At 69.0% G+C, this 18,850-nt stretch carries 15 protein-coding genes; 11 read left to right on the top strand and 4 right to left on the bottom strand.

The window, feature by feature from the left end:
- Window positions 1-60 precede the first annotated feature (60 nt).
- Window positions 61-399: a WXG100 family type VII secretion target gene (locus tag ACZ56E_RS28270; RefSeq protein ID WP_471218426.1), complete on the top strand. Its 339-nt coding sequence runs from the start codon at window positions 61-63 to the stop codon at window positions 397-399.
- Between the two features lie 57 nt (window positions 400-456).
- Window positions 457-759: a WXG100 family type VII secretion target gene (locus ACZ56E_RS28265; protein WP_398308513.1), complete on the top strand. Its 303-nt coding sequence runs from the start codon at window positions 457-459 to the stop codon at window positions 757-759.
- A 92-nt stretch (window positions 760-851) separates the two neighbouring features.
- On the opposite strand, the gene ACZ56E_RS28260 is transcribed toward ACZ56E_RS28265, so the two are convergent.
- The gene (locus ACZ56E_RS28260) at window positions 852-1,157 is read right to left on the bottom strand and encodes a DUF397 domain-containing protein (RefSeq protein WP_398308511.1); all 306 of its coding nucleotides are present in this window, start codon (window positions 1,155-1,157) and stop codon (window positions 852-854) included.
- A gap of 83 nt (window positions 1,158-1,240) precedes the next feature.
- Window positions 1,241-5,215, bottom strand: a complete 3,975-nt coding sequence (gene eccCa, locus ACZ56E_RS28255; protein WP_471218423.1) for a type VII secretion protein EccCa — start codon at window positions 5,213-5,215, stop codon at window positions 1,241-1,243.
- A gap of 366 nt (window positions 5,216-5,581) precedes the next feature.
- Between eccCa and eccD the strand changes: the two genes are divergently transcribed.
- The 7 genes from eccD (at window position 5,582) to ACZ56E_RS28220 (ending at window position 14,421) form a co-directional block, all read left to right on the top strand.
- A complete protein-coding gene (gene eccD, locus ACZ56E_RS28250; RefSeq protein ID WP_471218422.1) occupies window positions 5,582-7,108 on the top strand; it encodes a type VII secretion integral membrane protein EccD in 1,527 nt (508 codons plus the stop codon).
- Window positions 7,109-7,159: 51 nt separating this feature from the next.
- Entirely contained in the window at window positions 7,160-8,632 is a 1,473-nt protein-coding gene (locus tag ACZ56E_RS28245; RefSeq protein ID WP_471218420.1) for an outer membrane protein assembly factor BamB family protein, read from the top strand.
- A gap of 274 nt (window positions 8,633-8,906) precedes the next feature.
- Window positions 8,907-9,194: a 30S ribosomal protein S15 gene (rpsO, locus tag ACZ56E_RS28240; protein WP_362994044.1), complete on the top strand. Its 288-nt coding sequence runs from the start codon at window positions 8,907-8,909 to the stop codon at window positions 9,192-9,194.
- A 368-nt stretch (window positions 9,195-9,562) separates the two neighbouring features.
- Window positions 9,563-11,779, top strand: coding sequence for a polyribonucleotide nucleotidyltransferase (locus tag ACZ56E_RS28235; protein WP_468611346.1), 2,217 nt, complete (start codon window positions 9,563-9,565; stop codon window positions 11,777-11,779).
- Window positions 11,776-13,155, top strand: a complete 1,380-nt coding sequence (locus tag ACZ56E_RS28230) for a M16 family metallopeptidase (RefSeq protein ID WP_398308501.1) — start codon at window positions 11,776-11,778, stop codon at window positions 13,153-13,155. The genes ACZ56E_RS28235 and ACZ56E_RS28230 overlap by 4 nt, the downstream gene beginning before the upstream one ends.
- A 43-nt stretch (window positions 13,156-13,198) precedes the next feature.
- Window positions 13,199-13,951 carry a 4-hydroxy-tetrahydrodipicolinate reductase gene (gene dapB / locus ACZ56E_RS28225; RefSeq protein WP_471218417.1) on the top strand — a complete coding sequence of 251 codons (753 nt, stop codon included), beginning with the start codon at window positions 13,199-13,201 and terminating at the stop codon, window positions 13,949-13,951.
- Window positions 13,952-13,968: 17 nt separating this feature from the next.
- A complete protein-coding gene (locus ACZ56E_RS28220) occupies window positions 13,969-14,421 on the top strand; it encodes a tetratricopeptide repeat protein (protein ID WP_362994036.1) in 453 nt (150 codons plus the stop codon).
- Window positions 14,422-14,433: 12 nt separating this feature from the next.
- On the opposite strand, the gene ACZ56E_RS28215 is transcribed toward ACZ56E_RS28220, so the two are convergent.
- Window positions 14,434-15,015: a hypothetical protein gene (locus tag ACZ56E_RS28215; protein ID WP_471218415.1), complete on the bottom strand. Its 582-nt coding sequence runs from the start codon at window positions 15,013-15,015 to the stop codon at window positions 14,434-14,436.
- Between the two features lie 117 nt (window positions 15,016-15,132).
- Window positions 15,133-15,372 carry a hypothetical protein gene (locus ACZ56E_RS28210; RefSeq protein ID WP_468611342.1) on the bottom strand — a complete coding sequence of 80 codons (240 nt, stop codon included), beginning with the start codon at window positions 15,370-15,372 and terminating at the stop codon, window positions 15,133-15,135.
- Window positions 15,373-15,727: 355 nt separating this feature from the next.
- Here ACZ56E_RS28210 and dapA point away from each other — a divergent pair, with 355 nt between their 5' ends.
- Together dapA and ACZ56E_RS28200 are read left to right on the top strand one after the other, a co-directional pair.
- Window positions 15,728-16,627 (top strand): 4-hydroxy-tetrahydrodipicolinate synthase, encoded by a 900-nt coding sequence (gene dapA, locus ACZ56E_RS28205; protein WP_471218414.1) that lies wholly within the window; start codon window positions 15,728-15,730, stop codon window positions 16,625-16,627.
- 150 nt (window positions 16,628-16,777) lie between these two features.
- The gene (locus ACZ56E_RS28200) at window positions 16,778-18,463 is read left to right on the top strand and encodes a ribonuclease J (protein WP_468611340.1); all 1,686 of its coding nucleotides are present in this window, start codon (window positions 16,778-16,780) and stop codon (window positions 18,461-18,463) included.
- The last annotated feature ends 387 nt before the right edge of the window (window positions 18,464-18,850 follow it).

The raw sequence follows: 18,850 nt of genomic DNA, 5'->3' as shown, positions 1-18,850 counted from the left end.
TACGGCAGGTTCGACAAGACCCGATACATCTCAGCGAGATTTCACGAAGGGAGTCCAGCCATGTCTGACGGCCGGAAGTTGAACAACGAGCAAGTGGCGCTTCTGAAGAAGGAGATCGTGGGAAAGTACGACTCGGTCCAGAAGCAGCTCAAGCGCCTCCAAGGGACCCTGGACATGATGGAGACCCACTGGCAGGGCATCGGCGCACACGCTTTCGACGGGAAGCAGAGGGAAATCAATGAGCAGATGAGGGCGATCGGCAACATTTTGGTGGACTTCCTCGACGGCATCAGTGGCAACGAGAAGCTCACCGAGGGACTCGAGGACCAGATCCGGTCGACGATGACCGGTATTGACGTCGAGTACGGCGCCAAGCAATCGGCCATCAGCAGTTACTGAATCGGTGGGCCGATCGGCCGTTCGATTTTGCACATCTACTGAGAAACGGGGCAGGGCATGGCAAACGTCCACTTGAACGAACTCGCCGTCAAATACAGCGGACTTGACGCGATCGCCACCGAACTCGGCATCCAGGCCAAGCAGCTGGAAGCCGACCTCGCGGACATCAAGCGCGCCGTGGCCAAGGTGGCCGAGGGCTGGGAGGGCGAGGCGCACAAGGCGTACCTCGTGAAGCAGGAGGCGTGGGACAAGCACGCCCAGGCGATCCACCGCGCGCTCGTCGACATCGGCCAGAAGGTCGGCCAGGCCGGCGGTGACTACCGGGGCGGCGACCTGAAGGGTGCCAGCTACTTCCAGTGAAGCTGGGGAGTCGCTTGAACAGCGGAGAGGGTGGACGCGCGCGGGAGGCGTCCACCGTCTTGTCCGTGGGCCCGGCGGAGTGACACCACGCGTCACTCCGCCGCCGCGACACCTCCATTGCGCACCGAAGGCTCCAGATCGAACTCCCCGTCCCGCGCACCCAGGACGAACGCCCGCCACTCCGCCTCCGTGTACCGCAGCACCGTCTCCGGTTCCAGGGACGAGCGCATGGCCACGGCACCGTCGGGGAGATAGGCGATTTCGACCCGCTCCTCGTGCTCTTCGGTGCCCGGTGCGCTGTGCCACTCGACGTCTGAGATATCGAGGGCGTAGAGCTCTTCCTTCTCGCGTTCCTTACGGGCCTTGTCCTGAGCCGCGGATTCGGATGCGTCTGTCATGGCGGAGAGGTCCCTTCACAACGTACGAAAGAGCTGTGCGCCCACCCTACTTGGGGTGTTCCCGCGCTGTTCAGAGGTTGCGCTCAGAACTCCCCGGCCACCAGCCCTGTCTGTACCATCGGCTTCCCCCGCTTCCGCGACACGAAGATCCCCCGGCCGACCGGCATGGGCCTGGGCCGTACCCCGCCCAGGATGTCGCCCTCGTCCGGATCACCAGCCAGAACCACTCCCTGGGCCCCGAGCTCCTTCACCCGCTGCATGAACGGTTCGTACGACGCCCGGCCCGCACCCGCCGTCGACCGGGCGATGATGAAGCGCACCCCCACGTCACGGGCGAACGGGAGCAGTTCGGTAAGGCCGCCCAACGGGTTGCCGCTGGACGTGGACACCAGGTCGTAGTCATCGACGATCACGTACACCGTGGGGCCCTGCCACCAGCTGCGGTCGCGGAGCTGGCGCGCGGTGACGTCCGCGGGCGGGGTGCGTCGCTGGATCAGGTCGGCGAGCGCCGCCATGTGGTGGTCCATGGCGTTGGACATCGGGATGTACTCGGCAAGGTGGGAGGCCGGGACGGCGTCGAGGAGGGAGCGGCGGTTGTCGACCACGAAGAGCTTGCAGACGTCGCCGCTGTAGCGCTCCGTCAGCCGCTTGATGAGCAGCCGCAGCAGATTCGACTTGCCGGACTCGCTCTCTCCGAAGACGAGGAAGAACGGGTCCTGCTCGAAGTCCACGAAGACCGGCTCGAGGCTGTTCTCGTCGAGGGCGAAGGACAGGCCCCGATCCGGGAAGACGTTGCCTGGGGGCAGCTCGCCGGCCGGCAGTTCTCGCGGCAGCAGACGGACCGCGGGAGCACCTGGAGCCGTCCAGTGGCGGGCGACCTCGGTGGCCATGGCTGCCGTGGCCCCGGCGAGATCCGCGTCGGAGGACAGCCCGTCGATGCGGGGAACGGCCGCCATGAAGTGCTGCTTCTGCGGCGTCTGGCCGCGACCGGGCACTCCCGCGGGGACGTTGGCGGCGACCTTCCGGTCGAACTCGGAGTCCATGGTGTCGCCGAGCCGCAGTTCGAGACGGTTCATGAGGTGGTCCTTGAGGTTCGCGCGGACCTCCATGGACCGTGACGCGGTGAGGATCAGGTGGACGCCGTAGCCGAGGCCGCGCGCCGCGATGTCGAGAACGGCGGGCTCAAGACCCTCGTACTCGGAACGGAAGTTGCCCCATCCGTCGATGATCAGGAAGACGTCGCCCCAGGGCTGGTCCGTCACCGAGATCTCGCCCCGGGCTCGGCGTGCCCGGAAGTCGGCGATCGACGCGATGCCCGCCGTACGGAAGTACTCCTCGCGCCGGGACAGCACGCCGTACACCTCGGCGACCGTGCGGCGTACCCGCTCGGGGTCGAGGCGCGAGGCGACGCCACCGACATGGGGGAGCCCGGCGACGGAAGCCATCCCGCCACCACCGAAGTCGAGGCCGTACAACTGGACCTCGTACGGGGTGTGGGTGAGGGAGAAGGCCGCAATCAGCGAGCGCAGCAGGGTCGACTTACCGGACTGCGGTCCGCCGACGATCTGCATGTGGCCGGCCGCCCCGGCGAAGTCGCACCACAGGGTGTCGCGGCGCTGTTCGTACGGCTTGTCGACCAGGCCCAGCGGGATGACGAGCCGTCCCGCTCCCTCGTAGCCGGGCTGGGTGAGGCCGCGCCCTTGCACCGCCGTGAGCCCCGGGAGCAGCGTGTCCAGAGACGGCGGGCTGTCCAGCGGCGGCAGCCAGACCTGGTGGGCGGCCGGGCCCTGTGCCTCCAGGCGGCGCACGATCACATCGAGGACGGTGTCGGCGAGCGCGTCGTCCGTCTCAGGCCCCGTGGCGGCACGTGGTTCGGGCACGGTCACGGCCGCGTAGTGCACCGGCACTTCGGCCGCGGTGAACAGCACCGGTCGGCGGTCCACGGGGCGTGAGCCGCCTGAAGGCGCGGCCTGCCCCGATCCCGACCGGTACACCCCGGAGACGTACGCCGCCTTGAAGCGCACCATTTCGTCCGTGCCGAACTTCAGATAGCCGGACCCGGGCACGTTCGGCAGGTGGTACGCGTCCGGCACCCCCAGCGCCGCGCGCGACTCGGCGGCCGAGAAGGTGCGAAGCCCGACGCGGTACGAGAGGTACGTCTCCAGACCCCGGAGCCGCCCTTCCTCCAGGCGCTGCGAGGCCAGCAGCAGATGCACGCCGAGCGAACGGCCGATGCGGCCGATCTGCACGAACATGTCGATGAAATCGGGCTTGGCGGTGAGCAGTTCGCTGAACTCGTCGATGACCAGGACGAGTGAGGGAATGGACTGGAGCGGCGAACCCGCCGCCCGGGCCTTCTCGTAGTCGTGGATGTTCGCGTAGTTGCCCGCGTCCCGCAGCAGTTCCTGCCGGCGGTTCAGCTCGCCCCGGATGGAGTCGCCCATGCGGTCGACGAGGGTGAGGTCGTCCGCCAGGTTGGTGATGACCGCGGCGACGTGCGGCATCTGCGCCATGCCCGCGAAGGTCGCACCGCCCTTGAAGTCGGCGAGGACGAAGTTGAGGGTCTCCGAGGAGTGCGTCACGGCGAGGCCGAGCACCAGCGTGCGCAGCAGCTCCGACTTGCCGGAGCCGGTGGCTCCCACGCACAGCCCGTGCGGGCCCATGCCCTCCTGCGCCGCCTCCTTCAGGTCGAGCATCACGGGGCGGCCGTCCTCGCCGACGCCGATGGGGACGCGCAGCCGTTCCGCGAGCGAGCGGGCGCGCCACGTCCGCCTCGTGTCGACCGAGTCGGCGTCACCGAGGTTGAGCAGGTCGGTGAACTCCAGATTGGCCAGCAGCGGCTGGTCGTCATCGCCTCCGGACGGCACGCGCAGCGGGGCGAGCTGCCGGGCCAACGCCTCGGCCCCCTCGTACGAAAGGACATCCGGAGTTCCCTCGTACACCAGGCCGTGGTCCGACTCGATCCGCAGCGCCCCGGGACGCACCGAGAGCGACAAACCGCCACGCCCGTGCGCGAGTTCGCCCGGCACGACTTCCACGACCGTCACCCCCTGCAGTCCTTCGGGTGAGGCGAGCGCCGCCGTCGGAGGCAGCGACAGGCCATCGAGTACGACGACGATGTGCGGCTCGTCCGGCAGCGGGGACCCCTCGGGGTGGAATCGCGGCCGCCCCTGCAGCCGGGCGGTGAGCATGGCCTCCAGTTCGACCGCGTCACCGGTGATGAGCCGACGGCTGCCCGCTCCGTCCGCGGCTCCCGGGACCTGGCTGTGCGGCAGCCACTTGGTCCACTCCCAGGCGGGTGCGGCGGCCGTGCCCGCCCCGACAGCGATCACCAGGTCCTGCGGGGAGTGCAGCGAGGCGAGGGAGGCGGTGAGCGCACGCGCCGTGCCCCGCACCGTCTCGGGCTCCCCGCTGACCGTCACGTGATAGAAGGCGCGCAGTGAGATGGCCATGGGCAGGTCTTCCAGCGTGCTGTGTGCGGCGAGGAAGCGCTGCATCGCGCCCGCGGTGAGCGGCTCCAGCTCGTCCACCGGCCCGGTCTGCGGTGGCACGAGGGGAGTGGCGAGCGCCTGCGGGCCCAGACCGATGCGCACCTGTCCGAAGTCCGCGTCGCCCGCGCGCCGCTCCCAGACCCGGCTGCCCTCGGCGACCAGGGCCCACAACTGCTCGGGGGAGGGGTGGAGGTAGTACTGCGCGTCGCGCTGTGCCCGCGCCGTGTCGACGGCGGCACGGCGAGTCTGCTTCAGGTATCCGAGGTAGTCGCGCCGCAGGTCGGCCAACTGCCCCTGGTTGCCCCGGCGGTAGCGGATCAGCATGGCTACCGACATGGCCACCGTCGACGCCACCATTACCATGCCCATGACCTTCATGAACGGATGGGCGCTCGGCATGAAGAAGAACACGACGGAGCCGCCCATGCCGAGCATGGGCAACAGCTGCATCATCGCCCCCTCCTGCTGCCCGCGCGGCAGCTCGGGCGGGGGCTGCAGCACGACCTCGTCGGTGGGGACCGCGGAGGGCAGCGTGCGAGGCGGGCGCTTCACGACGATGTGGCTCACTGAGACCAATTCCCTTGTAGGGGCGGGCGTTCGGTCCGCCGCCCGGTGGCCGGGCGATGCGATCGCCGTGTGATCCTACTGACACCGCCAGTCACCACTCGGGGATAGGGTGCCGGATGTGCACATGAGTGGCGGTTGAACCGGCCAGTCGGCGTGACGGGTAACTGCCCGAAGTATGGGGGCATTTCGGGGTATGCAGCGGGGGGACGGCCCGACAATCAGCCAGGTGGGCCGGTTTCTGCGCGCCGCGCCGCGCGATGCGACACAGTCGGTGAACAGTACGTGGGCGCCACATCAGCACCACAGGCACCGGAACCGACCGCGACCGACGGCGACAGCGGCATCAGCATTGAGGGGGAGCAGCAGGTGAGCACGACGGCCTCCACGAGGGCCACCGGATTCGGGCGGCAGGGCAGCGGAATGCCCCCTGAGAGCGCATCCGGACGCGGCTCGGGCGCCGGCCCCGGCACGGCCTTCGGCTTCTGCCGGGTCACCATCGTCGCGCCCGACAGCCGTATCGACGTGGCGCTGCCCGACGACGTTCCTGTCGCCGACATCTACCCCGAGATCCTGCGGCTCTCCCGGCAGAGTCCGGCCGAAGGCGCTCCGGTCGGCTATCACCTCGTACGACGCGACGGCACCGTCCTGGACAGCGCCCGCACCTTCGCCGCCCAGCGCATCCTCGACGGCGAACTCCTCACGCTGCGTCCCTTCTCCGAGTCTCTGCCACCCGCGGTCTTCGACGATGTGTCCGAGATCGTGGCGTCAGCGGTGACCCGCGACCGCGTGCTGTGGACCGGCGACCTGACGCGAGGCGCCGGGCTCATCGGCGGGACCGTACTGTCGGCCCTCCTCGCCTACGTGGCCTGGGCCGCTGCCCCACGCCATGACATGCACGGACTGTCGGGCATCCTCGCCGCCGTCGCGGGAGTTCTGCTGCTCACCCTCGCGGCAGTCCGCGCGCGGGTGTACGACGACCGGGCATCGGCCCTCGCCCTCGGCCTCGGCGCGCTGCCGAACGTGGCGGTGGCGGGCTCCGGGCTGCTCCCCGTGGCTGACGGGCAGGGCGTGGGCAGGCTCCAGCTCCTGCTGGCCTGCGCCGCCGTCCTGACAGCATCCGTGATCCTCGGCATGATCTCGCCACGTGGCGACGGCCCCTTCGTCGCCTTCGTCTTCGCCTCCGCGGTCGGTCTGCTCGCCACGTTCCTTGCGGCGCTGTGGCAACTGGAACCTGTTGAGACAGCCGCCCTGTGTGCCCCGCTGGCTGTGGGGGCGCTCGCCTTCCTGCCCGGACTGTCCATGCGGTTCGCCCGGCTGCCCATCGGCTTCGAACCTCCGCACGGCACGCGCGGCAGTTACGGGACGGATCCCGCGCCGCAAGAGCCCGTCGACGCCGATCGCATCACCGCCCAGGCCCGCCGAGGCCAGGAACTCCTCGTCGGGCTCGTCGGCGGTTGCGCGCTGGTGGCGATCGGCTCCACCGCGGTACTCGGCTTCTCCGAGGAGACGTGGGGACAGGTGCTGGCCCTGGCCACGGGTGTCGCGATGCTGATGCGAGCGCACCTCTTCCGCTACACCGCGCAGGTCGCCGCCGTGCTGTTCGCCGGCCTGGTGGCCCTCGTCCTGCTCGGTATCGGCCTCTGCCTCGACCTGCCCTCAGGCTCGGCCGGTGACAGCGGGGCGCTGGAGCTGCGGACCATCTGGCTCGCCGCGGTGATCGCGGTGGTGGCGACCCTGGTGACCGGCATCGGCCTGGTCGCCTCACGTACCGGTGTGACGCCTTTCTGGGGCCGGTTCCTGGAGATCGCCGAGACCTTCGTCCTGCTGACCCTGGTGCCGCTGACCCTCGCGGTCTTCGACGTCTACGCCAAGGCCAGGGCCATGACCAGCTGAGCCCCGCGGCGCCCCGACTCATTCGTACCCGCGTAGAAAGGCTCGACCAGCGTGAGCTTCGGCCCGCCCCCGCCCTTGACCCAGCCCGTGCCGACGGCTGCCGAGGGAAAGAAGCGCCGCACAGCGATTGTCATCGGCGTGCTGCTCACGCTCACCGCCGCGCTGTGCGCAGGTGGCTGGGTCCTCTGGGGCCCGGACGGCGACAGCGCGTCGAAGCAGCGCACGGCCTCGGCACCGCTGCCCCCCGACGCCATCAGGGAGACCGTGGAGACGCCTCCCAGGACCCCCGAGGGCGGCACCGTCGCCGAGTACATACACAAGACCCTCAAGGATGGTGAGACCGCCCCGGCGAAGGGCGCCTGGGCGACGGAGAAGATCGTCGCGAAGGGCATCGCGAACGTCGTCAAAGGCTTCAGGATCGGTGACTCCGAGAAGGTCTGGCAGCTCGACTTCCCCGGTCCCATCTGTGCGGTGACCCGGCACGTCAGCGTGGACGGCCGGACAGCGGTCGCCTTCTCGGGAGAACGGCCCGAGAAGGGCAGCGACGGCGAGGACGTCACCGCCCCGTGCGACCGGGTCGCGGTGTTCGACGTCGACACGGGCAGGAAGCTCTGGGACAAGAAACTGCCCGGCGAGAGCGCCCTCGCGATGAGCGTCAACGTGACGATGACACGGGGGGCCGTCCTTGCCGCCACCGGGCAGGTCTCGGTGGCGTACGACATGACCAGTGGCAGGCGGCTCTGGACGGACACCGACGCCTCGAAGTGCACGGACATGGGGTACGCCGGGGGCAAGGGTCTGATCGCCCTCGTCCAGTGCGGCGACTCGGCGGAGCCCGAGTTCCGGATCCAGAAGATCGCCCCGCGTACGGGCAAATCCCTGTGGACGTACACCGTCGCCGAGGGGATCGAGGGAGTCCACCTGGCCTCTTCGTCACCGCCCGTCATCGCCGTCGCGTCCGGAGACATGGGGTCCACCCATCTGATCGTCCTCAGCGGTGACAAGGGCAGACAGCGCGGCACGATCCCGCTGGAGGGTGATCGCTACGTCCACGGCTGCGACGAGGTCTTCAGTGCCGAGGTGGAGCGCTGCACCGGGGTGGTCGTCGGCAAGCGACAGCTCTACATGGCGACAAAGCCGCGAGACTTCTCCCCGGAGACGGCACGCGGACGGGTGGCCAACGAAGTCGTCTCCTTCGACCTCGCGACCGGGAACACCGTGCGTAAATTCGACGCGAGGCCCGGCCGCCCGATGTTCCCGCTGCGGATGAGCGGCGACAAGGTGATCGCCTACCGGGAAGCGGCGAGCGCGCCCTCCGCCGCCGTCAGCCTGGACCCGGACACCGGGAAGGAGACCCTCCTGTTGCTCTTCGGGGAGGACGAGGCGCCCGCGATGGACGGTCTGGAGCCGCCGCTTGTCGTGTACGAACGCGGCCGTATCTTCCTCGCCACCACAAGCGTCACGCGGAGTGAGGGCGACGGCCCCAACCAGTGGGTGATGAGAGGATTCGAGAGCAGCGGCTGACCGACGGCGTCGGCGGGCCGGGTGCTCCCGGGCCCGCGCCGAGCCCCACAAGCCGACTGGTACCCTGTGAAACAACCGCCTGTCTGCGCACCCGCGAATCCCCAGGGATCCGAACCCGGCCTGCACAGACCCGGCCCGACCCCCGGATCCGCCAAGGACTCCGGGCCCGGGACCGCGCCCGGCGGCCCATTCCGGCCTCCCGAGTCACGGAAGCTCCCCTGAGATGTAGACCAGGGGCACTCGGAGGCACTCGAAGACATCACGAGGAGTACGCGTGTCGCTCGACGCCGCTACGAAGAAGCAGATCATGACCGAGTTCGCCCAGAAGGAGGGCGACACCGGCTCCCCCGAGGTTCAGGTGGCGCTGCTCTCCCGCCGCATCTCGGACCTGACCGAGCACCTCAAGACCCACAAGCACGACCACCACTCGCGTCGTGGTCTGCTGATCCTGGTCGGCCAGCGTCGCCGCCTGCTGCAGTACCTGGCCAAGAAGGACATCCAGCGCTTCCGCGCCCTGGTCGAGCGCCTCGGCATCCGTCGCGGTGCGGCGGGCGCCAAGTAAGACGGCGTGAAGGGAGCGGTTCCCACTCGAAGCACTCGAAGGGGGCCGCTCCCTTTGCTGTACATGCGCGCTGTCACCGGCGCTTTGTACTCTGGTGACACCAGCACGAAGACAAGCACGTCCCCGAGGGTGGCAAACGCCCCGGGGCGTCAGAACGAAAACCCCCACGAGGGAGAGGCGCACGCAGCCGCCGCCGGTCCTCGGTAGTGGCCCCCGGGAGCATCCCGGGTGCTTCGATCGAAGACCGGCCCGCATCCACGGCGCGCTTCTCCGCACAGTCCCCGTCCGCCAGAGGACGCATGGGACGCCGCCCCCGGGTCACACGGGTCCAGGGGCGAGAAGACGAAACGTAGACACGTAGGAGAACAGTGGAGAACGAGACCCACTACGCCGAGGCCGTCATCGACAACGGCACGTTCGGCACCCGCACCATCCGCTTCGAGACGGGCCGCCTGGCCAAGCAGGCCGCCGGCTCCGCCGTGGCGTACCTGGACGACGACACCATGGTGCTGTCGGCCACCACCGCTTCCAAGCGGCCCAAGGACCAGCTCGACTTCTTCCCCCTGACGGTGGACGTCGAGGAGCGGCAGTACGCCGCAGGCAAGATCCCCGGTTCGTTCTTCCGTCGTGAGGGCCGTCCCTCCGAGGACGCGATCCTGACCTGCCGCCTGATCGACCGCCCGCTGCGTCCTTCCTTCAAGAAGGGCCTGCGCAACGAGATCCAGATCGTCGAGACGATCATGGCGCTCAACCCCGACCACCTGTACGACGTCGTCGCGATCAACGCCGCCTCCTGCTCCACGCAGCTGGCCGGCCTGCCCTTCTCGGGCCCGATCGGCGGCACGCGCGTGGCGCTCATCAAGGGCCAGTGGGTCGCCTTCCCGACGCACACCGAGCTCGAGGACGCCGTCTTCGACATGGTCGTCGCCGGTCGCGTCCTCGAGGACGGCGACGTCGCGATCATGATGGTCGAGGCCGAGGCCACCGAGAAGACCATCCAGCTCGTCAAGGACGGCGCGGAGGCCCCCACGGAGGAGGTCGTCGCCGCCGGTCTCGAGGCCGCGAAGCCCTTCATCAAGGCGCTCTGCAAGGCCCAGTCGGACCTCGCCGCGAAGGCCGCCAAGCCGACCGGCGAGTTCCCGGTCTTCCTGGACTACGAGGACGACGTCCTCGAGGCCCTCACCGCCGCGGTCAAGACCGAGCTCGCCCAGGCGCTCACCATCGCCGGCAAGCAGGAGCGCGAGGCCGAGCTGGACCGCGTCAAGGAGCTCGCCGGCGAGAAGCTGCTCCCGCAGTTCGAGGGCCGAGAGAAGGAGATCTCCGGTGCGTACCGCGCGCTGACCAAGAAGCTGGTCCGCGAGCGCATCATCAAGGACAAGGTCCGCATCGACGGCCGCGGCATCACGGACATCCGTACGCTCGCCGCCGAGGTCGAGGCCATCCCGCGCGTGCACGGCTCGGCGCTGTTCGAGCGTGGCGAGACCCAGATCCTGGGCGTCACCACGCTGAACATGCTCCGCATGGAGCAGCAGCTCGACACCCTCTCCCCGGTGACGCGCAAGCGCTACATGCACAACTACAACTTCCCGCCGTACTCGGTCGGCGAGACCGGCCGCGTCGGTTCGCCGAAGCGCCGCGAGATCGGCCACGGCGCGCTCGCCGAGCGCGCCATCGTGCCGGTGCTCCCGTCCCGCGAGGACTTCCCGTACGCGATCCGTCAGGTCTCCGAGGCCCTCGGTTCGAACGGCTCGACGTCCATGGGCTCGGTCTGCGCCTCCACGATGTCGCTGCTGAACGCCGGTGTGCCGCTGAAGGCCGCCGTCGCCGGTATCGCCATGGGCCTGATCTCCGAGGAGATCGACGGCCAGACGCACTACGTCGCCCTCACCGACATCCTCGGTGCGGAGGACGCCTTCGGCGACATGGACTTCAAGGTCGCCGGCACGAAGCAGTTCGTGACCGCGCTGCAGCTCGACACCAAGCTCGACGGCATCCCCGCCTCGGTCCTGGCCGCCGCGCTGAAGCAGGCCCGTGACGCGCGTCTGCACATCCTCGACGTGATGAACGAGGCGATCGACGTTCCGGACGAGATGTCCCCGAACGCGCCGCGCATCATCACTGTCAAGATCCCGGTGGACAAGATCGGTGAGGTCATCGGCCCCAAGGGCAAGATGATCAACCAGATCCAGGAGGACACCGGCGCCGACATCACGATCGAGGACGACGGCACCATCTACATCGGTGCCGCCGACGGCCCGGCCGCCGAGGCCGCCCGCGCCACGATCAACGGCATCGCCAACCCGACCATGCCGGAGGTCGGCGAGCGCTACCTGGGCACCGTCGTGAAGACGACGACCTTCGGCGCGTTCGTCTCGCTCATGCCGGGCAAGGACGGTCTGCTGCACATCTCGCAGATCCGCAAGCTCGCCGGCGGCAAGCGCGTGGAGAACGTCGAGGACGTCGTCGGCGTGGGTCAGAAGGTCCAGGTCGAGATCGCCGAGATCGACTCCCGCGGCAAGCTCTCCCTCATCCCCGTCATCGACGGCGAAGAGGGCGAAGACCAGAAGGACGACACCGACAAGTGACGTCGCGTAGCACCACGACGACGGCCCGCCCCTCTTCGGAGGGGCGGGCCGTCGCCCGTACCCAAACCCTCATCAAGGGCGAGCACGGCATCGGCACCGTCCGCAGGACGACCCTCCCCGGCGGCCTGCGCGTCGTCACGGAGACCCTGCCCTCCGTGCGCTCGGCCACCTTCGGAATCTGGGCCAACGTCGGATCACGCGACGAGACCCCTTCGCTGAACGGCGCCACGCACTACCTGGAGCACCTCCTCTTCAAGGGCACCAAGAAGCGCAGCGCTCTGGACATCTCCGCCGCGCTCGACGCGGTCGGCGGCGAGATGAACGCCTTCACGGCGAAGGAGTACACGTGCTACTACGCGCGCGTGCTCGACACCGACCTGCCGCTCGCCATCGACGTCGTCTGCGACATGCTGACCGGCTCCCTCATCCGCCAGGAGGACGTCGACGCCGAGCGCGGCGTCATCCTCGAAGAGATCGCGATGACCGAGGACGACCCGGGCGACTGCGTGCACGACCTGTTCGCGCACACGATGCTCGGCGACACTCCCCTCGGCCGCCCGGTCCTCGGCACCGAGGACACGATCAACGCCCTCACCGCGGACCGCATCCGCCGCTTCTACAAGAAGCACTACGACCCGACCCACCTCGTGGTCGCCGCCGCGGGCAACGTGGATCACAACAAGGTCGTACGCCAGGTCCGTGCCGCCTTCGAGAAGGCCGGCGCGCTCCAGCGCACCGACGCGGTCCCGATGGGCCCCCGTCAGGGCTCCCGCGCCCTGCGCACCGCGGGCCGCGTCGAGGTCATCAACCGCAAGACCGAGCAGGCCCACGTCATCCTCGGCATGCCCGGTCTGGCCCGCACCGACGAGCGCCGCTGGGCCCTCGGCGTCCTGAACACCGCCCTGGGCGGCGGCATGTCGTCGCGCCTCTTCCAGGAGGTCAGGGAGAAGCGCGGCCTGGCCTACAGCGTGTACTCGTACACGTCGGGCTTCGCCGACACCGGCCTCTTCGGTGTCTACGCGGGCTGCCGCCCCAGCCAGGTCCACGACGTCCTGAAGATCTGCCGCGACGAGCTCGACCAGGTCGCGGAGCACGGACTGACGGACGACGAGATCACCCGGGCGATCGGCCAGCTCGCGGGCTCCACCGTCCTCGGCCTCGAGGACACCGGCGCCCTGATGAACCGCATCGGCAAGAGCGAGCTCTGCTGGGGCGAGCACATGTCGGTCGACGACATGCTGGCCAAGATCTCCGCGGTCACCCCCGACGAGGTGCGCGAAGTGGCCCGCGACGTGCTCGGCCACCGCCCGTCCCTGTCGGCCATCGGCCCGCTCAAGGACAAGCAGGCGGCCCGCCTCCACGAAGCGGTCGCGTAGGTAGCGCAGTCCCCGCAAGGGACCGACGTAAGGAATGAAGGACATGAGCAAGCTGCGCGTGGCGGTCATCGGCGCCAAGGGCCGTATCGGCTCCGAGGCCGTCAAGGCCGTCGAGGCCGCCGACGACATGGAACTGGTCGCCGCCCTCGGCCGGGGCGACGATCTGGAGTCGCTGGCCGAGGCCGGCGCCCAGGTCGCGGTCGAGCTGACCCATCCCGACTCGGTGATGGAGAACCTCGACTTCTGCGTACGACACGGCATCCACGCCGTCGTCGGTACGACGGGCTGGACCGACGAGCGCCTCGCGCAGCTGCGGACGTGGCTGGCCGCGTCCCCGGAGACGGGCGTGCTCATCGCCCCGAACTTCTCCATCGGCGCGGTCCTCACGATGAAGTTCGCGCAGATCGCGGCGCCGTACTTCGAGTCCGTCGAGGTCGTCGAGCTGCACCACCCGAACAAGGCCGACGCCCCCAGCGGCACCGCCACGCGCACCGCCCAGCTCATCGCCGAGGCGCGCAGGGCGGCGGGCAGTGCCCCGCAGCCCGACGCCACGACGACGGCCCTGGACGGCGCCCGCGGCGCGGACGTGGACGGCGTGCCGGTGCACTCCGTGCGCCTGCGCGGCCTCCTCGCACACCAGGAGGTCCTGCTCGGCGGCGAGGGCGAGACCCTGACCGTGCGCCACGACTCGCTGCACCACAGCAGCTTCATGCCGGGCATCCTGCTCGGCGCGCGCCGCGTGGTCAGCACCCCGGGGCTCACGTTCGGCCTGGAACACTTCCTGGATCTCGGCTGATCCGGGGAGCGGACCTCATGCGCGCGAAGATCACCTACGCCGTCACGGCTGCCGTCCTGGTCGTCTACTTCGTCCTGGTCGGCAGCCGCGGCGTGCTCCTCATAAAGCACGGCACCGCGCTCACCGTCACCTTCGGTGTCGCGGTGCTGATCCTGCCGGTCATCGGCGTCTGGTTCCTCTGGAAGAACACCCAGTTCGTCCAGCGCGCCAACCGCCTCGCCGCCGAGCTGGAGGCCGAAGGCGGCCTGCCCGTCGACGAGTTGAAGCGCACGCCGGGCGGCCGCATCGACCGCGACTCGGCCGACGAGGTCTTCGCCCGCCGCAAGGCGGAGACGGAGGACTCACCGGACGACTGGCGCTGCTGGTTCCGGCTGGCCGTCGCCTACCACGACGCCAGGGACACCCCCCGCGCGCGGAAGGCCATGCAGCGGGCCATCGCCCTGCACGCGGGCAAGCCGGTGAACGTCTGAGCCGGCAGGCGGTTAGGCGGTGGGGCTGTACTCGGCGGCGGGCCGGAACTCGTCGGCCCACACCTCGATGGAGTCGGCCGCGCGGTTGAACGCCTCGTGCCGTGCCAGGAAGTCGGCGTTCCGGTCGGTGAGGAGCAGCTGCCGCGCCTCGACGGCCTGCTGATCACGTCGTACGAGGATGAGTGCCTGCCCTTGCACCGTGCGGGGCAGACCCAGCCAGCGCACGGGCTGCTGCGCGGTCCGCACCGCGGAGATGCGGCTCCAGGGGAGCGTCTGTGTCGTCAGGAAGCCGACCTTGCGCAGTCCGTGGGCGCTCACCCAGATGCCCATGCGCAGCAGCCGCAGGGAACTCACGATGACGAGGGCGGCGAGCCCGGCGCAGATCGCGGCGCCCGCGAGGGAGTCCGCGAACGCGATGACCACGGCGGCGAAGAGGACGAACGAGGCGAGCAGCAGCAGAAGTGCCGCGGCGCCCACGCGCCAGGGACCGGGCCGGTAGGGCCGGCGCCAGTGATCGCGGTCTTCGAAGGGCAGCGCGGTGTCGGCGGCCACGTCGTCGAAAGTGCGGTCCGCGGTCAGGAAGGGCAGGGGCACGGGCTGATCCTCACTCGATCCACACATGGGCTGTGCCCGGTGAGGCTATCGAGCCGTGCCCCCTGCTACCACCCTTGGGGGTCCGGACGAGTCAGTCCGGACGACGGTCGGCGCCGGTCAGCGGCCGTCGGCAGCTTCGGACTGCTGCGTCTGCGCCGGTGACTGGTCGGCCGACATGGCGGGCATCCCGAAGAGCAGGGATCCCACAAGCCCGGCCACCACGGTCAGGCCGATGAGCGTGCGGCCCACGATCTGACTGGCCGATGCGCGCTCACGGGGTGGGGGAGTGACGTTACTGCGGAACTTGTCGGCTTCGGCGATGAAGGCGAACGGAACGGGCTCTCGCCGACGGAACATGGGGCGCGCTTCTCCTCACGGGTCTCGAACGGAGCTCTGTGGACTCTGTTGTATAGACAGACGCGTGAAACGCCCAAAAGGTGCCCTGTTTCAGCAAATTAGTCGAAGAATGTGCTGGCGATTCACCGAACGGCCGATTGTCGGGGCCTACCCGCGAGCGGGCGAGGCACTGATGTGCGGGTGGACCGAGCGAAGTGTCCGTATTGCGGCACTTCGTGAAGTTCATCTAGCCTGATCAAACGGACCCGGCACTGCTTGAACCCCCGAGCAGGCAGTGCCGGGCTCCACACTTGTCAGGTCCGCACACATCCCCCGAGGGGCGACCCCGCGCTGAGCAGCGAGTAGCGTGTTACCCATGGCTCCGACCTCCACTCCGCAGACCCCCTTCGGGAGGGTCCTCACCGCCATGGTCACGCCGTTCACGGCGGATGGCGCACTCGACCTCGACGGCGCGCAGCAGCTCGCCACTCATCTGGTGGACGCAGGCAACGACGGCCTCGTCGTCAACGGCACCACCGGTGAGTCCCCGACCGTCAGTGACGCGGAGAAAAACGATCTCGTACGAGCCGTACTGGACGCCGTCGGAGACCGCGCCCACATCGTCGCCGGCGTCGGCACGAACGACACCCGCCACAGCATCGAGCTGGCCCGCGCCGCCGAGCAGGCGGGCGCCCACGGCCTCCTGACCGTCACGCCGTACTACAACAAGCCCCCGCAGGAGGGCCTGTTCCGGCACTTCACGGCCATCGCCGACAGCACGGAGCTGCCGGTCATGCTCTACGACATCCCGGGCCGCAGCGGCGTACCGATCAACACCGAGACGATGGTCCGCCTCGCCGAGCACCCCCGCATCGTCGCCAACAAGGACGCCAAGGGCGACCTCGGCCGCGCCAGCTGGGCCATCGCCCGCTCGGACCTCGCCTGGTACTCCGGCGACGACATGCTGAACCTGCCGCTGCTGTCCGTCGGCGCGTGCGGCTTCGTCTCGGTCGTCGGCCACGTCGTCACCCCGGAGCTGCGCGCCATGCTGGAGGCGCACCTCACGGGTGACGTACAGAAGGCCACGGAGATCCACCAGAAGCTGCTCCCGGTCTTCACCGGCATGTTCCGTACGCAGGGCGTGATCACGACCAAGGCGGCGCTGGCGCTCCAGGGCCGTCCCGCGGGACCGCTCCGCCTCCCCCTGGTGGAGCTGTCACCCGACGAGACGGCCCAGCTCAAGATCGATCTCGCCGCCGGCGGGGTACAGCTGTAACCACAGACTTCACAACTGAATAAGCGGAACACGCGGGCGCGCGGCAGCAGCCGACGGCCGCCCGCACCCCACACAACAACTGCTAATGCACGAACGTCATACGCGCCACGTGCCCCGGAGGTACGTGGCGCGCGTGGTGAGGAGAGTCTTTTGAGTCATCCGCATCCTGAACTCGGCGCCCCTCCGAAGCTCCCGAAGGGCGGCCTGCGGGTCACCCCGCTCGGCGGCCTCGGTGAGATCGGCCGCAACATGACCGTCTTCGAGTACAACGGTCGCCTGCTGATCGTCGACTGCGGAGTGCTCTTCCCCGAGGAGGAGCAGCCCGGAATCGACCTGATCCTGCCGGACTTCACGTCCATCAGGGACCGCCTCGACGACATCGAGGGCATCGTGCTCACGCACGGCCACGAGGACCACATCGGCGGTGTCCCCTACCTCCTGCGCGAGAAGCCGGACATCCCGCTGATCGGCTCCAAGCTGACCCTCGCGCTGATCGAGGCGAAGCTCCAGGAGCACCGCATCCGGCCGTACACGCTGGAGGTCGTCGAGGGCGACCGCGAGCACCTCGGCCCGTTCGACTGCGAGTTCATCGCGGTCAACCACTCCATCCCGGACGCCCTGGCCGTCGCCATCCGCACCCCCGCAGGCATGGTCGTCGCCACCGGTGACTTCAAGATGGACCAGCTGCCGATGGACGGCCGCCTCACCGACCTGCACGCGTTCGCGCGGCTGAGCGAGGAGGGCATCGACCTCCTCCTCTCCGACTCGACGAACGCCGAGGTCCCGGGCTTCGTCCCGCCCGAGCGCGACATCTCGAACGTGATCCGCGGTGTCTTCGCCGGCGCCCAGAAGCGCATCATCGTCGCGAGCTTCGCCAGCCACGTGCACCGCATCCAGCAGATCCTGGACGCCGCGCACGAGTACGGCCGCAGGGTCGCCTTCGTCGGCCGCTCGATGGTCCGCAACATGGGCATCGCCCGAGACCTCGGCTACCTCCGGGTGCCGCCGGGCCTAGTCGTCGATGTCAAGACGCTCGACGACCTGCCGGACAGCGAGGTCGTCCTGGTCTGCACGGGTTCGCAGGGCGAGCCCATGGCCGCGCTCTCCCGCATGGCCAACCGCGACCACCAGATCCGCATCGTCCAGGGCGACACGGTGATCCTGGCGTCGTCGCTGATCCCCGGCAACGAGAATGCGGTGTACCGCGTGATCAACGGCCTGACCCGCTGGGGTGCGAACGTCGTCCACAAGGGCAACGCCAAGGTGCACGTCTCCGGCCACGCCTCGGCCGGCGAGCTCCTGTACTTCTACAACATCTGCAAGCCCAAGAACCTGATGCCGGTCCACGGCGAATGGCGCCACCTGCGCGCCAACGCCGAGCTCGGCGCCCTCACCGGCGTCCCGCACGACCGCATCGTGATCGCCGAGGACGGCGTCGTCGTCGACCTCGTCGAGGGCAAGGCGAAGATCGTCGGCAAGGTCCAGGCGGGATACGTCTACGTGGACGGCCTCTCCGTGGGCGATGTCGGCGAGCCCGCTCTCAAGGACCGCAAGATCCTGGGCGACGAGGGCATCATCTCGGTGTTCGTGGTGGTGGACTCCAGTACGGGGAAGATCACCGGCGGTCCGCACATCCAGGCGCGCGGCTCCGGCATCGACGACTCGGTGTTCAGCAGTGTCGTCCCGAAGGTCCAGGAAGTCCTGGAGAAGTCGGCGCAGGACGGCGTCGTCGAGCCCCACCAGCTGCAGCAGCTCATCCGCCGCACGCTGGGCAAGTGGGTCTCCGACAACTACCGCCGGCGCCCGATGATCCTGCCGGTGGTCGTGGAGGTCTGACCCTCCTGACCGCGCCTTCTTCGGAGCGGGGCACCTCGATTTGCATCGGGGCGCCCCGCTCCGTTAGGTTTACGGCTCCGCCTGCGAGGGAACCCGGAGCACTCAGGTGCCTTGGGACCACCCGAACGGGGCGGGAAATCCGACTCAGAATCTCTGATAAAGTCGGAACCGCCGGAAAGGGAAACGCGAAAGCCGAAAGGCGGAGCGGGAACCGGAAAGGCACCGAGGAAATCGGACACGAAAGAGTCTGATAGAGTCGGAAACGCAAGAACGAAGAACAAAAAGAAACACTGAAGGGAAGCGCCCGGAGGAAAGCCCGAGAGGGTGAGTACAAAGGAAGCGTCCGTTCCTTGAGAACTCAACAGCGTGCCAAAAGTCAACGCCAGA

It is taken from the genome of Streptomyces sp. NPDC039480 (genome assembly GCF_055597165.1).
The sequence above is the reverse complement of the archived record's forward strand: the minus strand, read 5'-3'. Positions and strand labels throughout refer to the sequence as shown.

What these genes read in the sequence shown, in the direction of transcription:
- dapB (WP_471218417.1), top strand. Translation starts at nt 13,199, where the DNA reads ATGAGCAAGCTGCGCGTGGCGGTCATCGGCGCCAAGGGCCGTATCGGC.
- ACZ56E_RS28220 (WP_362994036.1), top strand. Translation starts at nt 13,969, where the DNA reads ATGCGCGCGAAGATCACCTACGCCGTCACGGCTGCCGTCCTGGTCGTC.
- ACZ56E_RS28260 (WP_398308511.1), bottom strand. Translation starts at nt 1,157, where the DNA reads ATGACAGACGCATCCGAATCCGCGGCTCAGGACAAGGCCCGTAAGGAA.
- ACZ56E_RS28210 (WP_468611342.1), bottom strand. Translation starts at nt 15,372, where the DNA reads ATGTTCCGTCGGCGAGAGCCCGTTCCGTTCGCCTTCATCGCCGAAGCC.
- ACZ56E_RS28270 (WP_471218426.1), top strand. Translation starts at nt 61, where the DNA reads ATGTCTGACGGCCGGAAGTTGAACAACGAGCAAGTGGCGCTTCTGAAG.
- dapA (WP_471218414.1), top strand. Translation starts at nt 15,728, where the DNA reads ATGGCTCCGACCTCCACTCCGCAGACCCCCTTCGGGAGGGTCCTCACC.
- ACZ56E_RS28265 (WP_398308513.1), top strand. Translation starts at nt 457, where the DNA reads ATGGCAAACGTCCACTTGAACGAACTCGCCGTCAAATACAGCGGACTT.